Raw genomic sequence first — 18,686 nt, forward strand, 5'->3', positions numbered from 1 at the left:
TCCGAGAATCCGTAACTTCAGAATCTCTCTTGATTTATTCTAGTTGTCTTTTATCATAAAGCCTAACTTTATAGCTCAATGGTCTCTGGATTGTTTATTTTCGGCAAGGATAAATTGGTTGCGAGTTTTCAAAAACTAAATTGAATTGGATAGACCAGCTTAATACACTATGTCTTTATATTCTTTTTTTTCAAAAATATACAAAAACTACCTTGAGTACGAAATTGACCAACCTCAGGCAAGGAAAACGTATTGGGACGAACTGAACGCTCAATGTCTAAAAGGAGCTTTACCAGCTGCATTCATTTCGTTATTTGCCTTTATTAGATATATTGATATTGATAGGCAGCTCCATCCAGAGATTCCGGAATTGTATTGGGCAAGAATCGGATTAACTATTTCTGGCATTATAACTTTTGTATTGTATGCATTTCCTATTTTTCGCAAGCAAGGAATCTTTCTATGGTTGATTCCAGCGGGATATGTTGAGATTGGAACTGCTTGGATTACCGCGCGTGTTGGAGGTGAACCAAGTTATATAGCAAGTTATGTATTGGTATTAATGTTATTTGTAATTGTACCTTTTCCTTTGATCATATCAATATCTCTAATGGCAATGTCTGCTCTCACTTTCATTTTTACTTACAATCATTATGTGGATCATGATACTCCTTTGACTGTAAGTCAATCTTTGATTACACTGAGAAATGCGTTTGTTATTGGCTCTGTTTTTATATTCTTTTTGGATCGCATAAGAAAGAGGAGTTATCTAAAATCCATCAAAATAATTGCACAGAAAGATAAAGTTGAAAAATTGCTAGTAAAAGTAGATCGTGAGATTCTTCTTGCAAGAAAAATCCAAACTTCTCTGCTTCCAAAAAAAATTCCAGATGAACATAGAATCAATTTGAATTTTCATTATTCTCCTGTCACGAACTTGGGTGGAGATTTTATTGATATTAACTATTCGAGAAAAGATGAGATTGGAATTTTTATTTGCGACGTATCTGGACATGGAGTACCGGCAGCATTTCTTGCTTCGATGGTCAAAATGTCATTGAATAACTGGGCAGACAATCTTCAGGAACCAGCCAAAGTATTGATTGGAATTCACAATAGCTTAAAAGGTAAATTGACGGGGAATTTTATTACAGCTAGCATGTGTTATATTAATTTGAATACTGGAAAAATGAAAGTTGCTGGAGCCGGACATTTACCTTTGCTTCTTCTTCGTAAATCTGGTGAAGTAAATATATTTCAACCAAAGGGGAGGGTGATTTGTGACCTTTTTCCTCCTGATTGTGTGGATATGGATGTTAGTCTTGGAAACGGAGATAAGTTTGTTTTATTTACAGATGGAATCACAGAGGCACGAAATTCTTCAAGTGATATGTTCGGTGATGACAGATTTAAAAATTTGATCTCTAAGCAAGTTGGTTATAATACTCGTGAAATTTGTGAGAACGTGATGCGAGAGGTTTCAGAATTTGTCGGACATCATCGGGAATTTCAAGATGATGTAACTATTGTCGCCGCTGAATTCAATAATTAGCGGAGCTCGATTAAGTCGGTCGGAGTGAGTTCCGTACGAATGGGTGCAATTGTAATTTGTCTTAAACTACCATTTGTATCATAAATGTTTATACCAGGATTACCAAAATCTGAAATTCCCACTGCTAGCAATCCTTCACTAGTTAGCAATAATCCAGAAAAATTGGTTCCGAATTGGCTGGAAACTTCTGCAATAATTGTCGTTATGGATCCATTGCTTGGATTGAACTGAATGATTTTTTTATTAAAACTGCTATCGAGAACAGACGCATAACCTTCGTTATCTGACTTTATCTGGACTCCCAAAATATCTCCACCGGCTGTTGTTTCATTCAATAGAAAACCTGGACGAAATTTATTGGAATTGAGATTAAAAGCTTCCACTCCGCCATCCAATTGACTGATAAAACCAAGTTTTGCTGGCGTTGCAACGACGATATGAGGTTCGCCAAACAAATTTAGAATCTGTGGTTTGCCTAATGGATTCGAAGATTGAAAATTGAATTTTTGTAGAGGCTTATCTGTAATTGGATCAATTTCAAGTAGATAGGATATTCCTGAGGGTGGAAGAAATCCAGTTGGGCTATTTCTATCTAATCGTTGTAAGATGATGAATACTCTTCCTTCTGCTTGAATCATCCAGCTCATTTCAGGATTGCCATCCGGTAATCCTCCTGCAGAAACTTCCTCTGAATAAGAAGCTAAATCAATCTCTCCAATTTCTGTTCCATTACTAGGATTCACTATTAATATTGAAGTTCTATTGAATCTAGAAATATATGCTTTATTTGGATTCAGAATCAAAATGTCTTGAGGATTGCTACCTTGCCCAATCGAAAATTCAATTTCTGTAATATTAGCGAAATTTGGATTCAATGCTTGAATGGTATCTCTATTTAGTCGATTGATGATATAGATTCTATTATTGTAAAATCGAACACTTGCATCCGAGTGAATGGGTGTAAGCCCCGGTAATGCAAATCCTGCTCTCGGATCAACGACATTGTATCTTCCTCCTCCACCAAAATCAGACGTAACTACACCGATATTATTGGGAGAACCTTGGAATAGGAGTAAAGTTTCTAAGCCTGGTCTTTCGATATCATTGCAATTTAATAAAAGTATTGTCAATAATAGATTAACTGTAAGGAAGAAATTTGAATACAAAGAGTATCTACAACTAAGGGAAGAATAAAATTTTGAATTAATTTTAAAGCTTAAAAATATTCTTACAAAATTCTGAAAGTTATTTGTTATAAAAAAAGTATTTACTATTTGTATGTTTGATTTCATTGAATTTACCATGAGATTAAAATTTATAATCCAAATTGCAATACCAGATTCTCCCAGGAAGTGGATAGCCAATTATATCGGAAAATTGTTTATTTAGAATATTCTTAACTTCAAAACTAACTTTCAATTCTTCTTCTTTCTCTCCTTTCCAAAGTGAGTAACTAACGAATGCTCCATAAATATCTCGTGCAGGCAAGTAATTCACGTATTCATTCGTTCTATCTCTAAATACAGCTCCAATATAAGTAAATTCTCCACCAATTTGCCAATTTGCGAGAGAATAAGTAAGAGAAGAATACAATTCGTGCATCGGGCGGAGAGGAAGGAATTTCCCATTTAAATTCGGTGAAGCGGAACGGTTTTTCGCAATTTGGTAAGTATAATTGGTTCGCAATTTCCAGGATTTCCAAAACATAGAATGCCCGGTTTCTATACCTTGAATGTCGGCTCCATCAATATTTTCTGCACGTAAACTGAATTGAGAATTCGGAACAAACAGTATCATATCCCGAATCATTTTTTTGAACCATGATATTTCTGTACGATTGAGTATGCCCCAAAATTCGTAATCATAAACAATCCCGACGTCTCGATTTTCTGATCTTTCAGGCTTAAGATTTTCGTTCCCGAGTATTTGTCCTCTTTCACCAAACAATTCTAAAAATGCTGGTATTCTGGACGAAATGTTCGCATTGGCTCGAATCTTAATTTCTTGCGATTCACCTTTCCAAATCTTCCATAAGAATCCCATTCTTGGATTGGTGAATTGAGTTGTTTTACGAATATAGTTTCGATCGTTTTGCCAAGTATCTCTGTATTCATCAAAACTTACTCCTGGTGTCAGAAGCAATTTAGCATCAAATAGACGAATCTCATCTTCAATGGATGCATTTAAATAGTTTCGATTTCGAATTGGTTCTTTTTCCAAAACCATATGATCAAAATTTCTTCGGTCTCTTCTAAAATTTTCTTTTTCGGCTCCACCTGATATTCGAACGATTTGGTAATAATCCAGTAAGTATAAAGTCGGTGAAGTTTGGAATCCTATAGTTTCAGAATTGGTCTGAGCATTGGGTCTTCCTGAACTGAATTCGCTTCTTGGGTCATAGAACTCGTCTCGAAATCCTGTATAGTACAATCTGTTCTCAAGTCTTAGCCAATCGTAAAACAGTTCTTGTGTATCTGAAGATATTGCTGTAAGTAGACGACTATATTTTCTGGAAGTTTTCTCAGTTTGATTATTGCCTGGTCCTGGAATTCCTTGTCTTCTGTGATTCAGATCAGTTACCAATCGAAGATCTGTTTTGCCAATGCTCCAGAAAACAGATCCCATTGTCTGTGCTCTTTCGAATTGAGCATTTTTTCTTCGATCGATTGAATCATCGATTGTATTGAGTAGTATTGTGCCTCTATCATTGAGAAAGGAAAAATTTTGATCCGATTTTTCCATTAGACCGAACACTGTGTAACCTAGAGTTTTGGATTCGTTAATATCACTATGGGAAATGGAAGTTCGACCTGTGTTGAAAGATCCCCCTCCTATATTCAACCGAGTTGTCCTTCTCAATGGTTTCATAGATTTTAAATTAACTATTCCACCGATTGCAGAACCCGAGAATCCAACTGGAACTCCTGATCTATAAACCTCGACGGATTCTAAATTGTCAAAGGGAAGATCGGCCAGGTTGACTTCTCCCGACTGTGAACTGTTAAATGGAATTCCATCGATATAAAATCTAGATTGGTTTGGGTTTGTTCCCCGAATAGACAACGTTGAATAAGATCCTAGTCCCCCGTAAGATCGTACTCTTAGTCCCGCTTCCCTTTCCAAAATTTCTGGAAGTGAGCTATAGCGTGTCTTGGCTTCTTCGAGTAAAATCTCGGAATTCATTCCAGATTTATTTTTATCGAAATTTTCATTTTTGGAATTTGTTTTTGTTTCGCGAATTTCGATTTTTTCTGCTTTTACTTCATTGTCTTGGCTTAGCAACTGATTCCCGCCTGCCAGATATATAAGGAAAAAAATTGAATGTACAAATATAAATTTTGATTTATAAATGTTGACTAAATGAATCAATATTAGATTAAATCGCATTTTAAAATTCGAACAATCGATTATTCAGAAGTAAAATTCGAGATGACTTAGAATTTTTATTTTTAATTAAATTGATGAATTCATTGATTAAGATGAATTTGCATGAATAGATACTAAGTATGAAGCGAATAATCGATAATGATAATTTTGCCATGTTGAACCCCTGTTTATTCCTTCGGGGTCCCTTCACGACTGTGAATTGAGAGTAAACTGCCTAGACCACGAGGTGAAGTTTACGAGGAAGATCGGGCTCACAGATTCTATAAATTGAAAAATCTGAACACCGTTGCGGGTCAGCACAGGAATTTAACCTGTTTCCTCCCTAAAGGTAACTCCATATTTTTTTTTCTAACACCCTTGTCAATTCATGAAAAATCCCTTTTCCATCTGGAAGTTTGGGAGATTTTGACCTTATGAAAAAATACGACGTATTCGGTGTTGGCAATGCACTTGTTGACATTATAGTTTTTCTTGAAGATCAATTTCTTCAAGCTAAGAAATTACAAAAAGGCATCATGACTCTAATGGATGAGTCTACACAAGGATCTTTGTTATCAGATCTTCATGAATATAAAAAGAATCTTAGATCGGGCGGATCAGCTGCGAACACAATGATCGCTCTTGCCAATTCTGGTGGAACAGGTTGTTACACAGGAAAGGTAAGTCATGATACTTATGGCGAATTTTATAAAAAAGATATTGAAGAGGCAGGTATAGTTTTCGAGACCAAGCCAGATAAAGAAGGCCACACTGGAACTTGTCTTATTCTGACAACTCCAGATGCAGAACGAACCATGTTAACATCGCTCGGAATTTCTATAACATTGAAACCAGAAGACATTGATCAAGAAAGATTGAAGGCTTCTCAATTTGTTTATGTGGAAGGTTATCTTTGGGATGGAGTTACAACCAAAGCGGCAAGTGAATTGACTATGAAGCTCGCCAAAGAGAACGGGGTCAAAGTCTCCTTTACTTATAGTGATCCATTCTGTGTCAATCGCGCTAAGGAAGAATTTATCAAGCTAACAAAAGAATATGTTGATGTAGTATTTTGTAACCTTGAAGAAGCTTATGCATTGACTGGCAAAACTTCCCCGATTGAAGCTTTGGAAGTTCTTGGAACACTTGCTCCTCTTTGCTTTATGACTGCTGGTCGTGAGGGATCTTATGTTATCGAGAATGGAAAACATAGTCTAGTTCCAGGTTTTCCTGTCAAACCGTTGGACACAACTGGTGCTGGAGATTCTTTCGCAGCAGGTGTGTTATATGGTCTAACTCACGGCTATAGTCCTGAGAAGTCTGCGCGATGGGGCAATTACGTCGCTTCTCGTGTTGTTCAAGAAGTTGGACCTAGATTGACTGTCAAATTGATGGGACGTCAGGATGAAATTTTGACCGGAATGTGAATGTTCAAAAATATAATATAATAAAATACTATTCTGATTGAAAAGTCAACTGGGTTTTGTTATTGTCATTCATTTGTAAACGAATAAATCTTTAGCCAGCCAGGGGCTTAAGCCCACGGCTAAGGATCCCGATCCACCAAACCATTCCACATCCAACAAGATATCTTCCGCATGATTGCTTCTCCAGCAATAGAAATTTCAAATTGCAATTTATGCATTCTGAGATTCTAGGATCAAAATACATAAATAAATGATAATTCCCATCACTAGTCGGAAGCATTTGCTCACATAAGAAATTGGGAATCTTGTCCTTTTCAAAAATATCAAAAGTAGATTGCTAAATTCGATTCCGCCATTGCTAAAACCTATTTGAATTCAATTATTTTTTGCTCGATTTCTCAGGGAAAATTCCGTGAATGGAATTATGAACAAGTACCGCAAGAAATCCAGATTTTCGACAAATCAGGAAGGATTTGTGAATCGTGCGAATGATGTTTTTGCATCGAATTCCAATACTCCTACCCAAACCAATGCAGCTATCTTGAATGGTTGCCAGAAAGGTTCTATCAGAATCAACAATTTATTGCTCTCCCTCCTTCTCCTCTCTCTTCTCCTGCTCTCCCTGTAACATTTAATTTTTTTAAAACCAAAGCGTTTTGGTAATACGATAATACCTTTGCGTTTAATTCAGATTTTACATTTAAATTGGAGTAAATTTTATGAAATATTTTAACAAATACAAACCTTTTCCGAAATTCAAATTTCCCGAAAGAACATGGCCTAACAAAACTTTGGTTAATCCACCCATTTGGTGCAGTGTCGATCTACGAGATGGAAATCAAGCATTGGTGCAACCAATGAATATTCAGGAAAAATTAGAATTTTTTCATCACTTAGTCGGTCTCGGTTTCAAAGAAATTGAAGTTGGATATCCTGCCGCGTCTGATACGGAATTTGAATTCTTGCGTGAGTTGATTGAAGGTGATTATATACCGGATGATGTGACGATTCAAGTCTTGACTCAATCTCGCGAAGATTTGATTCGCAGAACTTTTGAGGGACTAAAAGGTGCGAAGAAGGCGATCTTACATTTTTATAACTCGACTTCACCAGTTCAAAGACAAGTTGTATTTGGCCAGAATAAATCAGAGATCATCGCATTGGGTGTGCGTGCTGCTGAATTGATTCAGGAGATTCGCATGACAAAAGAGTTTCAGGATCAAAATGGCAAGTCAAGAATTCGAATCGAGTATTCACCGGAATCTTTTTCCTCTACTGAGCCTGAATATGCATTAGAGATATGCCAAGCTGTATCTAAAGTTTTTGCACCAACAATTGAAGACAAGATGATCATCAATCTTCCTGCAACAGTTGAGGTGTATACGCCTAACGTATATGCGGATATAGTTGAATGGTTCGGAAAGAATTTTCACAATCGTGATTCAATAATCATTAGCTTACATACCCATAACGATCGAGGAACAGGGATCGCTGCATCTGAATTGGGATTACTTGCCGGAGCTGATCGTATTGAAGGAACTTTGCTTGGAAATGGTGAGAGAACGGGGAACGCAGATCTTGTGACCTTGGCTTTGAATTTTTATTCTATGGGAATTGATCCGCATTTGGATTTTTCAAATATCAATAAGACAATTCAAATATTCGAAAAATGCAATAAGATCCGTGTTCCAGAAAGGCATCCTTATGCGGGAGAATTGGTTTTTACAGCTTTCTCGGGTTCGCACCAAGATGCGATTCACAAGGGTTTTCAAGCAAGGAATGAAAGGGAAATATCTGATCTTGAGAAGTCAGATAAGGATCAAAATACGAAAAAGGAAATAGATATCAATAATTTACCTTGGGAGATTCCATACCTTCCTATTGATCCAAAAGATTTAGGTAGAGATTATACTTCCGTTGTTCGTATCAATAGCCAATCAGGTAAAGGAGGTGTGAGTTTTATACTTGAGAAAGATTTTGGGATCAGCTTATCCAAAGAAGAAAAAAAGATTTTCGGACAAGTTGTAAAAGATTATAGCGATAGCCAAGGCAGGGAAGTCAATACATGGGAATTGAAACGTCTCTGGGAAAAATATAATGAAGAACTTAATGCGGCTGGTAGTTTATCATCAAGCATTAAGTGATTGGTCTTTCTGAGAGATTTGATAGATTTAAGAAAACAAAACCAATCCACTCAATTGTGTAATTTGAAATGGATTGGTTTACTTCTCGTAATTTTGCCTATGCCAACCTAACAAAACTTTGGTTAGCACAAGCTGTAAATTGATTAAGTTTGCATTGAATCAACAATGCCATTCAGCGTTTTACTTGGACGCATCGCAGCTTCGGTCTTCTTTTTATCGGGATGGTAGTAGCCGCCGAGATCAACAGGCTTACCTTGAGCACCAATCAATTCTGCGTTGATAGTCGATTCATTTTCGGATAATGATTTGTAGACTTTTTCGAATTTTGCCTTCAATTCAGAATCTTTTGTTTGATTCGCAAGTGCTTCAGACCAATAAAGCGCAAGATAGAAATGGCTTCCTCGGTTATCAATTTCGCCAACCTTTCGTGCTGGTGATTTATCATTGTCAAGAAATTTACCGATAGCAATGTCCAGAGTATCCGCTAATACTTGTGCCTTAGGGTTGTTAAATGTAACGGCTACATGTTCAAGTGATGCTCCGAGCGCGGAGAATTCACCCAATGAGTCCCATCGCAAATAACCTTCACTTTGGAATTGTTGAACATGTTTAGGAGCCGATCCACCAGCACCCGTCTCAAACAATCCACCACCATTCATGAGTGGCACAATCGATAGCATTTTTGCGCTGGTTCCAATTTCTAAGATGGGAAAGAGATCGGTTAGATAATCACGAAGAACGTTTCCAGTAACGGAAATGGTGTCTTTGCCCGCGCGAATTCTTTGCAAAGACAATTTCATTGCATCCACAGGAGAAAGAATTTGTATATCTAAACCTTTCGTATCAAAATCTTTCAAATAGAGTTCAACTTTTTTGATAATCTCTGCATCATGGGCACGATTTTTATCCAACCAGAAAAGTGCTGGAGATCCAGTCGCTTTTGCACGATTGTAAGCAAGTTTCACCCAATCTTTGATCGGAGCATCTTTTGTCTGACAAGCCCTAAAAATATCATCTTTTTCTACTTTTTGCTCTAACAGAACTTTTCCGGAGGAATCAATAATCGAAATCGTACCATCTCCTTGAGCAATAAAGGTCTTATCATGAGATCCATATTCTTCAGCTTTTTGTGCCATCAAACCTACGTTAGGTACTGTTCCCATGGTGGTTGGATCATAAGCACCGTTCTTCTGACAATCAGAAACAACTTCTTGGTAAATTGTCGCATAACAACGGTCAGGTATCATTGCTTTAGTGTCTGCGAGTTTGCCTGCAGGATCCCACATTTTACCACCATCACGTATAACAACCGGCATAGAAGCATCGATGATTACGTCGTTAGGAACATGTAGGTTGGTAATTCCTTTATCAGAATCGACCATTGCAAGTTTCGGACGATTGGAATATGTATCTTGAATGTCTTTCTCGATCTCTTTTCTCTTTGATTCATCAAGTTTTTGAATCTTAGTATAAACATCACCCAATCCGTTGTTCGGATTCACTCCAATTTCTTGGAAGGTCGTTTTGTGTTTTGCGTATACATCAGCAAAATAAGTTGATACAGCATGTCCGAATATAACAGGATCAGAGACCTTCATCATTGTTGCTTTTAGATGTAGCGATAGGAGAACGTCTTTAGCTTTGGCATCGGCAATTTGTTCTTCATAGAATTTCTTAAGAGATCGTACATTTAGTACGGAACTATCCAAAATCTCTCCATCTATGAGCTTGAGTTTGTCTTTGAGAATTGTAACTTTTCCATCATTGCTTTTGAATTCTATTTTGGCTTCGGTAGCTTTTGGAATCGTTATAGATTTCTCTGTTCCGTAGAAATCACCCGAGGTCATATGAGATATATGAGTCTTGGATTCGCTACTCCAAGGTTTCATCGGAACAGTTTTTGGATTCTTTTTTGCATAATTCTTTACTGAGAGTGGAGCGCGTCTATCGGAATTGCCTTCTCTTAGAACCGGGTTTACCGCACTTCCTAAAACTTTCGCATAACGATTCTTAATTTCTTTTTCTGAATCCGTTTTAGGTTCTTCAGGATAATCAGGAATCTTGAAACCTTGCGATTGCAATTCTGCAATAGCCGCTTTTAATTGTGGGATCGATGCAGAAATATTCGGTAATTTTATAATATTTGCTTCTGGTTTCAGAGACAATTCACCAAGCTCTGCCAAATAGTCGCCGATCTTTTGATCGTTGGTTAAGTTGTCTGGGAAATTTGCCAAAATTCTTCCCGCAAGCGAAATGTCTTTTGTTTCGATAGAAATTCCGCAACCGTATGAGAAGGCGCGAACGATTGGGAGGAGGGAGTAGGTCGCAAGTGCGGGTGCTTCGTCGATTTCAGTGTAGATGATTTTTGAAATTTTTTGTGTCATAGGTTTGTCCAAGTTCTTTCTATCATGGTTTCCAATACTTAGTAGTCAATTGGTTTTTGAATGTAAACCGAATCTTAAATTTGTAGATTTCTCAACAAAATACAATTCAATCAATAGACTTTCTTGATTTTTAAGATTTACTTTATGCTGGAAATTGCTTTAGAAATCGTAGATTTCCAGAATGCAAATATCGAATATCATGGATTCCATATCGCATCATAACCAAACGATCAAGCCCGAGTCCGAATGCAAATCCAGTCCATTCTTTAGAATCCAATCCACCATATTCGAGCACTTGAGGATGTACTAAACCACAAGGAAGTAGTTCCAGCCAACCAGAATGTTTGCAGACGGAACAACCTTTTCCTTTACAAACAAGACATTGAATATCCAGCTCGAAACCTGGTTCAACGAACGGAAAATATCCTGGTCTTAGTCTTGTTTTTACCTTTTCTTTGAAAATCTCGGATAACAAGGTTTCCATGGTATAAATTAAATGTGCGATAGAAATATCTTTACCAACAACCATGCCTTCAACTTGATAGAATGTTGTCTCGTGAGAAGCATCGACTTCTTCATAACGGAATACTCGGCCTGGAGCTATGATTCGAAAAGGTGGCTTTAAGTTACGAAGTGCACGGACCTGAATTGCTGATGTATGAGTTCGTAGTAGCTTACCGTCAGTGGTATAAAATGTATCTTGTGTATCTCTTGCTGGATGATCGCCTGTAAAGTTCAATGCTTCAAAATTGTTCTCATCGGTCTCAACTTCAGGACCATCCATGATCGAGAAACCTAGTGATGTAAAAATCGCTTCAACTTCTGCCTGAATCTGAGAGACAGGATGAATTGATCCTCGCTTATCCGATAGTTTAACAGGCTTAAGAACGTCGAAGAATTCTTGTTTTAAAGTGACTTCGTAAAATTCATTTTTTAATTTAGTCCGTACATTTTGTACTAATTCTTCGATCTTTTTCTGTGTCTCATTCGCTTCTTTTCCAAGCGTTTTTTTCTCTTCAACAGATAGCGAGCCCATTACTTTTAGAATATTTGTAAGCTTACCTTTCTTTCCGATAAAAAGATTCTTTTGATTATCTAGTTCTTCTTCATTCGCAACAGAATTAAGAACGTTTTCTGCTTCTGCATAAATGGATTGTATATCTTCTAAGATTGCCATGATTTATCCTTTTCTCGATTTCGCTATCTCAACTAACTCCGAATAGATTCCACCAAAGGCTCCATTCGACATTGCTAGAATTGCGACTTTCTCATCTTTGAATGCGGGTAGCATTTTTTTAAGTTTGGTCAAAAGGTCCTTTGGAGTTTTGCAATACACTCCGATTGCACGAGAATTTGCATGTAGCTTTGTGCAAAGCTTATGAACGTCGAGTCTTTTGTCCTTGGACACTTTTTTTGTATTGAATACTTCTGTAATAAAAGCAATCGAGGAACCTTGGAACGATTTCGAAAATTCTTTCTGAAATGTATCAGTATGCGAAGTAGCAGATCTTGGTTCGAAGAGACTGATAATTTTGTATTCAGGAAAAGCTTCTGACACGGCAAGTATGGTTTCTCGAATAGCAACAGGATGATGAGCAAAATCTTCCATCACAATCGTCTCGTGATCTTCGAAACGAACATCTTGTCTTCTTTTAACACCAGGAAAACTGATAAAAGCTTTTTGTATTTCCTGCTCTCTATCTGGTGTTATATTTAGTGCAACCCGTACGGCAGCTTCAGCATTTCTATGATTGTGCAATCCAATCAACTTTGGACGAATCGGGAGTTTATCCTTTCTCCAATTCAGAATCCCTTTCTTGTAGGTGAGTACAGAATTCTTTTTGCCTAGTTCATAACTTTCTGACACTGCAAACTTGAATTCTTTTGTTAGAGTTGTGAGTTCGCTTGAACCTTCCCAGAAGAAGATTTTTCCCTTACTTGGAACCAATCTAAGCAATCTTCTGAATTGAATTCGAATAGCTTCAAGATCTTTGAATATATCTGCATGATCATAATCTAGAGCTGTTGTTATCAAATAGTACGGTTTGTAGTGTAGAAATTTCGAACCTTTATCAAAGAAAGCGGAATCATATTCATCTCCTTCAATCACAAACCATTCGCCTTTACCTACCTCGAATCCAGGATGATTGTCTTTTCTGATACCACCAACAAATAATCCTGGCTCAAGGCCAAGTTGTTTTAGAATATAATGAAGTAGGAAAGTTGTTGTTGTCTTTCCATGTGTCCCTGCAACAACAATGACTTTTTTATCTTTTAGAAAGAAATGGCCGAGGGCTTGCGACATACTCATATAAGGAATTCCAGAATTTAAAATTTCTTCCACTTCTGGATTGCCTCGTGAGATTGCGTTGCCGATGATAACTAAATCTTGTCCATTTACATTCTCTGCAGAGTAACCTTTCTTAGGTGATAGACCCCAGTTTACCAATTGATCAGACATAGGTGGATAGAGATTCTGATCCGAACCACTCACTTCATGCCCAATTTCTTGCAACATTCTTGCAAGGTTTCCCATTGCTATGCCGCCAATACCTACAAGAAAAATTTTCATGGGCGAATCGTCCTTAGAATATTATAAGATCCAAAAACTATAGCAGTAAAAAAACTAAGGAATATAAAGAATTGAAGAAGAAATGATAGAAAGTCTTTATTCGAAAAGTCATTTAGATTCTTCAGTGCTTGAAAAGATAAATGCAGACAGTAAATAAATGCAATTGCAACCAAAAATAAATTAATTGGTGTCGGTAGTAGAAAGAAAATACCCGAAGCCGTAAATGGAATAAACCCAACTAACAAAACCCATGGTGGTGGAGGATTCCAGTTTTCTCCTGTCTCCCATTTGCGGTAGTAGACACGAAACACATCGGCAAAACGTATGAAGACAATCATTCCAATATAAATGAACCAAATAGTTGCAGCACCGCTTACGATCTCTGATAGATCAGCAATTGTTCTTTCACGAAAAAACTGAACGATTGCTTTTGCAGAATTGTGAATGATTTTGGATATTGGCGCGAGAAGACTTAACCATAAATGGAGCTTCCATAAGTCACGACCTCCAAGAACTTCTCGATTCTGAAAGCTCTCAAAGGCAAAGTGCGGACGAAAAAAAATATCATCCAGAATCTGCAATCTAGGATCGCCTAAGGAAATAATTTCTTGATTCGAATGCTTTACTATTTTATCTGTTTTTCCGGCCTTTGCCACTTTTCAGCTTTCCTTATTCTATCAGCAATATTGATCAAACGACTGACTGTGTCGTTGTTTACATAGGCGGGTGATTCTTCGATCAATCCAACTACAGTTCTGAGAACCGGTCTGTAATCTTTCTCGCTGATCGACGTCTTGGGGAAAAGCAAAATTTTATATTGAAATCCGTCACTAGTCCAGACTTCAATCGTAGTATCAAGATCCGATTTAGTCAATTCATTGGCTACTTCTAGGCTTGCGCCATTCGGTTCATCGGGAAATAAATCATATCTTAAACTTTTAACAGCTGAATCAAGTTCGTCACCGAGATTCGGTGCGAAAACAAGTCGAGTTCCTGTATTTCTTCGCCAAGAATTATTGCGTCCACCTTGTTCGTTCGGTGATGGAGAATTTTCAATCTCAACAGTTTCCGCCGAATTTTTAATTCTAATTTTTTGAATAAATCCTGTTCCTACATTTACAAGTTGCCTTTCTCTAAAGCTAAACAATTCCGCTTGAAACCTTCGAAAAGTATGAGCCTTGGTTGTTAGGATATAATTCGCATGAGCAAAAGATATCGCAGTTTTATCATTAAGTTCTTTACCAAGCAAAATTTGTTCTGGTTCTTTGGATTCCAAAATTGAAAAAGTCGGAGAAGATTTGTCCTCAATTTTGTATTCCTTGAGGTATGAAGGATTCGAATCGAGCACAGTATTGATTTTGAGTACTGATAGTTCGGTAAATAAATTCTTGGCATTGAATCCTGCCTCATAGGTAGTGTTGCCATTTTCGGAATCTTTTGTCTCAATTATGAAAAAAGGCAATTTCGAAAAACCACCTTTATCTAGTCTTTTTATTGTCAGAGATTTCTTAATATAGTTTTGATTATTATTGGAATTCCATTCTTCACTGGGAGGTGCATATTGAAGTTCATGAATATCTTTTTTCCAATAGATTTCCTCTGTCTTGTAATCTTGTTTCTCCTCCGTAAGAATCATAACAAGAAACATTCCAAAAATTGCAAGTGCTCCAAGAAGAGCTTTGTATTTCATTTTCATGAAATCATATCCTCAGATTTTCTTCTCGAAACTACAAAATAAGAACCGATCAAAATAATAGATCCTGGATAGAGGAACATTCCTATGACCCATACCATTAACTTTTGTTTGTCGGTTAAGTTGATCGTCTTGATCTCCTCTTTTTTCTCAGGGATTTCATTTAGTACCGAATTCTGATAGAGCCAAGTGATTGTTCCAAGAGCCATGCTACGGTTCATATTGTATCCGATGAATTGATCTGTTATCCATGATGTTCCCGAGAATACAGCAACTCTACCTTCTAATTTCGATTCTTCTTTGTTACTTATACTCTGAAGAATGACAGCTAGATTGAATTTTGATTTATTGGAATTGGAATCCAATTTTCCCGTACCTTTTGGATCTAGAAAAGTATCCGGAATTGATTCCATAATAAACTTAGATGTAAAATCAAAAGGTATATTAGGTTGAGTGAATGTCTCAAAAGATCCGACAAATGGAAACACAACACCTTGCTCTTTCTTGGGTAGTGATTCGCTGATTGGATGACTTGGGAAATCTCTTGCTACTAGAAATCCTGCTCTACCTTCAGTCTGCGAAAGCTGGGTTGGATTGAATTTCACTCCCGCTTTACCTAAAAGCCAATTCATATCTTCTTTGCCTTGAGGCTCTAATGAAATAAATACTTTACCATTTCTCTGATTGACATAGTTGAGAATTGCAGTCTGAGATTTGTCATTGAATGGAACTGTAGGTCCAACAATAACCAATAGATCCGCATCATCAGGAATAGATTCAGCAGGCCAGTTCTCAGAAAAACCAAGTTCTTTGATTTGAAAGTTAAGGTAGGTCAATCCAGTTACAAATTGTCCAATTTTCTCGTTTGTCAAATTTTGAAATGCAGTCCCATAACGTTCCCCGTTAGCTGACGTGAAGTAAGCTTTCCTTTTGGGTGTGGAGACATTAATAATTGCCGAAGTCAATCTCCGCTCAAGTGTATTGAGATCCGATTGCTCCTTTACAGAAACCTTTTCTTCAACATAAGGCGATTGTTCACTAACCAAGTTTTCTTTCTTGGATCGAACCAGAACCAATCCATTAGAGACTTGTCCGAAACCAGATAATAAATCGGTTTCGACATCTGCATTGATAAATCGAACTTTAATTTTTGATGAGGAGGCACTGTATTGATCTAGCATAATCTCTAAGTTAGGTCTAATCCTTGCTAAAGCTAGGCTCCCTCCAGGTCCATCCGCTTCCAAAGGTCTTGGATAGAAAGCTATGATTTCTATGTCCTTGGATAGTTCTCTTAGAATGGATTTCGATATGGGCGATAAAGAATATTTACCAGATTCACTTAGATCAAAATTGTAATTTCTCTGAACAGCTATGTAATTTACTGCAATCAAGATTGGAATCAAGATGATAAATCCGAAAATCGAGTTCTGCAACAAATTTCTCTTCTTATCCGAAAGAACCGATTGTGCTTCCAAAGACATTCTTCCAATCTCTAAGAAAACAGTATAGATCAAGAAAGCCATAGAAAGAATTACAGTCAGGGCAAGGAGGAACTCACGTATTTGCGGAATGATTGTTGCTTCTTGGACCACGCCAGCTTTTGCCGGAAAATCCAACCAGATACGCAATTGGAATAATAAAATTGCTGTAACACCTAGTCCACTGGATATGAATCGGGAATATTGCACATTGCGAAACCCTTGGACTATCACGCGGTATATTAGATCCGATAGTATGAATGCAACGGATACAATCAAGAATACAAATCGTACGGTTTTACTATCCGAGAAATTCTCAAACAGGTAGTAAAAGAATAATGCGAGTAAGCTTATGAATGGTAAAAATTTATCTAGCTTGGTCATGCTTATCATCCTCTCCATCTTCTCGATTCTAAGGATTTAATGGTTAAATATAAAAAAAGGAAAATTCCACTTAAGAAAAATACGATACTTGTTAGTGGAAGAACACCTTTTGCGAAGCCCAAAAAATGGGAAAAAATATGCAGGTGGAATAGAACTTTTCTTGTCGTTGCTTGGAATAGGTGAGAGAAAAATCCAGCAACCCATAAACTTAGAATGATCATCACTGCAATGAGTAGAGATACCATTTGATTTTTGCCAATGCTTGAACCAAACATTCCGATCGCATAAGTGAATATCCCCAAGAGAAAAACACCAATCGTTCCACTTGCAACAAGATAGAAGGGAGCTTTCCAATAAGAATACAAGATCACAGGAAACAATCCGTTAATAAAAATTGTAATTATCGCAGCAATAGTCATTCCGAATGCGAATTTACCAGCAACTAACTCTGCATCAGTGATTGGGCTCGTAAAAAGCAATTCAAGAGTTCCTTTTGTTTTTTCTTCAACAATACTTCCCATTGAAAGAATCGCCATTGCGATAATAATTGTTCCCATAAATGCTATGAAAGTAACAAAAGTTGCATCTTCGAAATTGGTTCGACCATTGAAGTTGAGGATCATAACAAATAAGGCATTGAGAAAAGCTGTTCCTCCCAGAACAACTGGCGCAAGAAATGTATTAAAAAATACTTTTATTTCTTTGAAGAAAATCCATTTAACATTTTGGAAATTCATTACTTTTTCTCCTGGAATCGGTTCATAAAAATTTCTTCAAGCGATACATCCTGCTTTTTTAAATACTCCATAGAAAGATTATTTCCTTTAATGGTTTCGAATACATTTTCTTTGAATTTTTTCTCATCGTCAACATTCACAAGAAAACAATATCCATTCCTATCTTGTTCAATGAACTTGAGTTTTCCTGAGCTACCGATTGTACTGCTAAGATAATTTTCAATTTCGTTCTGAGATTTTCCACTCAATGTGATTTCAAGCCCAGATATTTTCTCCATCTCAGCTTCTAGTTCATCCAGGGTATAAGTTAGTCTCAATCTTCCGTCTTGGAGAAATAGAAATTTATCGCAGGTTTTATAGATCTCAGTTAGGATATGGCTTGAGATAAGTACAGTATGTTCACCAGCTAGGCTACGAATCAGATTTCTAATCTCAATAATTTGTTGCGGATCTAATCCAGAGATTGGCTCATCCATAACAATCACGCTTGGATTACCCAATAATGCTTGCGATATACCAACTCTTTTTCTATAACCCAGTGATAGATGTCCGATTATGGAATTGGCAACTTTTGAAATTCCCGTCTTATCCATCACATTATTGATTTCTAATGTAATTTCTTCAGGAGGGATACCTTTGATTCTCGCAACAAAGGTTAGATAATCTCGAACTGTAAGCTCTTCATAGATTGGTGGAGATTCAGGAAGGTAACCAATTTTTTTCTTAGCTTCTAGTGGTTCATCGAAAATACTCTTACCATCTATTCGAGCATCGCCTGAACTTGGTATGATGTATCCCGTAAGTATTCTCAATGTCGTCGTCTTACCTGCACCATTGAGTCCAAGCAATCCAACCACTTCACCCTTCTCTAGAGTAAAATTCAGATTCTGAATTGCTTTTTTTTCTCCGTAACTTTTTGATAAATTACTAACTTGAATCATGAATGCCT

At 37.0% G+C, this 18,686-nt stretch carries 13 protein-coding genes; 3 read left to right on the plus strand and 10 right to left on the minus strand.

The window, feature by feature from the left end; genetic code table 11:
- The first annotated feature begins 169 nt into the window (after positions 1-169).
- Positions 170-1,552 carry a PP2C family protein-serine/threonine phosphatase gene (locus O4O04_RS04170; protein WP_272534368.1) on the plus strand — a complete coding sequence of 461 codons (1,383 nt, stop codon included), beginning with the start codon at positions 170-172 and terminating at the stop codon, positions 1,550-1,552.
- On the opposite strand, the gene O4O04_RS04175 is transcribed toward O4O04_RS04170, so the two are convergent.
- Together O4O04_RS04175 and O4O04_RS04180 are read right to left on the minus strand one after the other, a co-directional pair.
- Positions 1,549-2,718: a hypothetical protein gene (locus O4O04_RS04175; RefSeq protein WP_272534369.1), complete on the minus strand. Its 1,170-nt coding sequence runs from the start codon at positions 2,716-2,718 to the stop codon at positions 1,549-1,551. The two genes, O4O04_RS04170 and O4O04_RS04175, sit on opposite strands and share 4 nt — an antisense overlap.
- Before the next feature lie 142 nt (positions 2,719-2,860).
- On the minus strand, positions 2,861-4,903 hold the full coding sequence (locus O4O04_RS04180; RefSeq protein WP_442915948.1) for a TonB-dependent receptor: 2,043 nt from the start codon (positions 4,901-4,903) through the stop codon (positions 2,861-2,863).
- 449 nt (positions 4,904-5,352) lie between these two features.
- Here O4O04_RS04180 and O4O04_RS04185 point away from each other — a divergent pair, with 449 nt between their 5' ends.
- Positions 5,353-6,345: an adenosine kinase gene (locus O4O04_RS04185; RefSeq protein ID WP_272534371.1), complete on the plus strand. Its 993-nt coding sequence runs from the start codon at positions 5,353-5,355 to the stop codon at positions 6,343-6,345.
- Between the two features lie 719 nt (positions 6,346-7,064).
- Positions 7,065-8,489 (plus strand): 2-isopropylmalate synthase, encoded by a 1,425-nt coding sequence (locus tag O4O04_RS04190; RefSeq protein ID WP_272534372.1) that lies wholly within the window; start codon positions 7,065-7,067, stop codon positions 8,487-8,489.
- Between the two features lie 143 nt (positions 8,490-8,632).
- On the opposite strand, the gene O4O04_RS04195 is transcribed toward O4O04_RS04190, so the two are convergent.
- From O4O04_RS04195 to O4O04_RS04230, 8 genes are all read right to left on the minus strand, one after another.
- Complete coding sequence (locus O4O04_RS04195) at positions 8,633-10,873, minus strand: NADP-dependent isocitrate dehydrogenase (RefSeq protein ID WP_272534373.1); 2,241 nt, start codon at positions 10,871-10,873, stop codon at positions 8,633-8,635.
- A 142-nt stretch (positions 10,874-11,015) separates the two neighbouring features.
- The gene (gene pheS, locus O4O04_RS04200) at positions 11,016-12,050 is read right to left on the minus strand and encodes a phenylalanine--tRNA ligase subunit alpha (protein ID WP_272534374.1); all 1,035 of its coding nucleotides are present in this window, start codon (positions 12,048-12,050) and stop codon (positions 11,016-11,018) included.
- Positions 12,051-12,053: 3 nt separating this feature from the next.
- Positions 12,054-13,445, minus strand: coding sequence for a UDP-N-acetylmuramate--L-alanine ligase (locus O4O04_RS04205; RefSeq protein WP_272534375.1), 1,392 nt, complete (start codon positions 13,443-13,445; stop codon positions 12,054-12,056).
- Positions 13,442-14,101, minus strand: a complete 660-nt coding sequence (locus tag O4O04_RS04210; RefSeq protein WP_272534376.1) for a hypothetical protein — start codon at positions 14,099-14,101, stop codon at positions 13,442-13,444. Before O4O04_RS04210 ends, O4O04_RS04205 begins: the two co-directional genes overlap by 4 nt.
- The gene (locus O4O04_RS04215; RefSeq protein WP_272534377.1) at positions 14,071-15,141 is read right to left on the minus strand and encodes a DUF4340 domain-containing protein; all 1,071 of its coding nucleotides are present in this window, start codon (positions 15,139-15,141) and stop codon (positions 14,071-14,073) included. The genes O4O04_RS04210 and O4O04_RS04215 overlap by 31 nt, the downstream gene beginning before the upstream one ends.
- Entirely contained in the window at positions 15,138-17,000 is a 1,863-nt protein-coding gene (locus O4O04_RS04220) for a Gldg family protein (protein WP_272534378.1), read from the minus strand. Before O4O04_RS04220 ends, O4O04_RS04215 begins: the two co-directional genes overlap by 4 nt.
- Positions 17,001-17,005: 5 nt before the next feature.
- Complete coding sequence (locus O4O04_RS04225; protein ID WP_272534379.1) at positions 17,006-17,737, minus strand: ABC transporter permease; 732 nt, start codon at positions 17,735-17,737, stop codon at positions 17,006-17,008.
- A complete protein-coding gene (locus O4O04_RS04230; RefSeq protein ID WP_272534381.1) occupies positions 17,737-18,678 on the minus strand; it encodes an ABC transporter ATP-binding protein in 942 nt (313 codons plus the stop codon). The genes O4O04_RS04225 and O4O04_RS04230 overlap by 1 nt, the downstream gene beginning before the upstream one ends.
- Positions 18,679-18,686: the final 8 nt, after the last annotated feature.

It is taken from the genome of Leptospira sp. GIMC2001 (assembly GCF_028462125.1).
Classification (GTDB): Bacteria; Spirochaetota; Leptospiria; order Leptospirales; family Leptospiraceae.

Excerpts from the sequence above, each read along its gene's own strand:
- O4O04_RS04215 (WP_272534377.1), bottom strand. The coding sequence starts at position 15,141 with ATGAAAATGAAATACAAAGCTCTTCTTGGAGCACTTGCAATTTTTGGA.
- O4O04_RS04220 (WP_272534378.1), bottom strand. The coding sequence starts at position 17,000 with ATGACCAAGCTAGATAAATTTTTACCATTCATAAGCTTACTCGCATTA.
- O4O04_RS04195 (WP_272534373.1), bottom strand. The coding sequence starts at position 10,873 with ATGACACAAAAAATTTCAAAAATCATCTACACTGAAATCGACGAAGCA.
- pheS (WP_272534374.1), bottom strand. The coding sequence starts at position 12,050 with ATGGCAATCTTAGAAGATATACAATCCATTTATGCAGAAGCAGAAAAC.
- O4O04_RS04170 (WP_272534368.1), top strand. The coding sequence starts at position 170 with ATGTCTTTATATTCTTTTTTTTCAAAAATATACAAAAACTACCTTGAG.
- O4O04_RS04190 (WP_272534372.1), top strand. The coding sequence starts at position 7,065 with ATGAAATATTTTAACAAATACAAACCTTTTCCGAAATTCAAATTTCCC.
- O4O04_RS04185 (WP_272534371.1), top strand. The coding sequence starts at position 5,353 with ATGAAAAAATACGACGTATTCGGTGTTGGCAATGCACTTGTTGACATT.
- O4O04_RS04230 (WP_272534381.1), bottom strand. The coding sequence starts at position 18,678 with ATGATTCAAGTTAGTAATTTATCAAAAAGTTACGGAGAAAAAAAAGCA.
- O4O04_RS04225 (WP_272534379.1), bottom strand. The coding sequence starts at position 17,737 with ATGAATTTCCAAAATGTTAAATGGATTTTCTTCAAAGAAATAAAAGTA.
- O4O04_RS04205 (WP_272534375.1), bottom strand. The coding sequence starts at position 13,445 with ATGAAAATTTTTCTTGTAGGTATTGGCGGCATAGCAATGGGAAACCTT.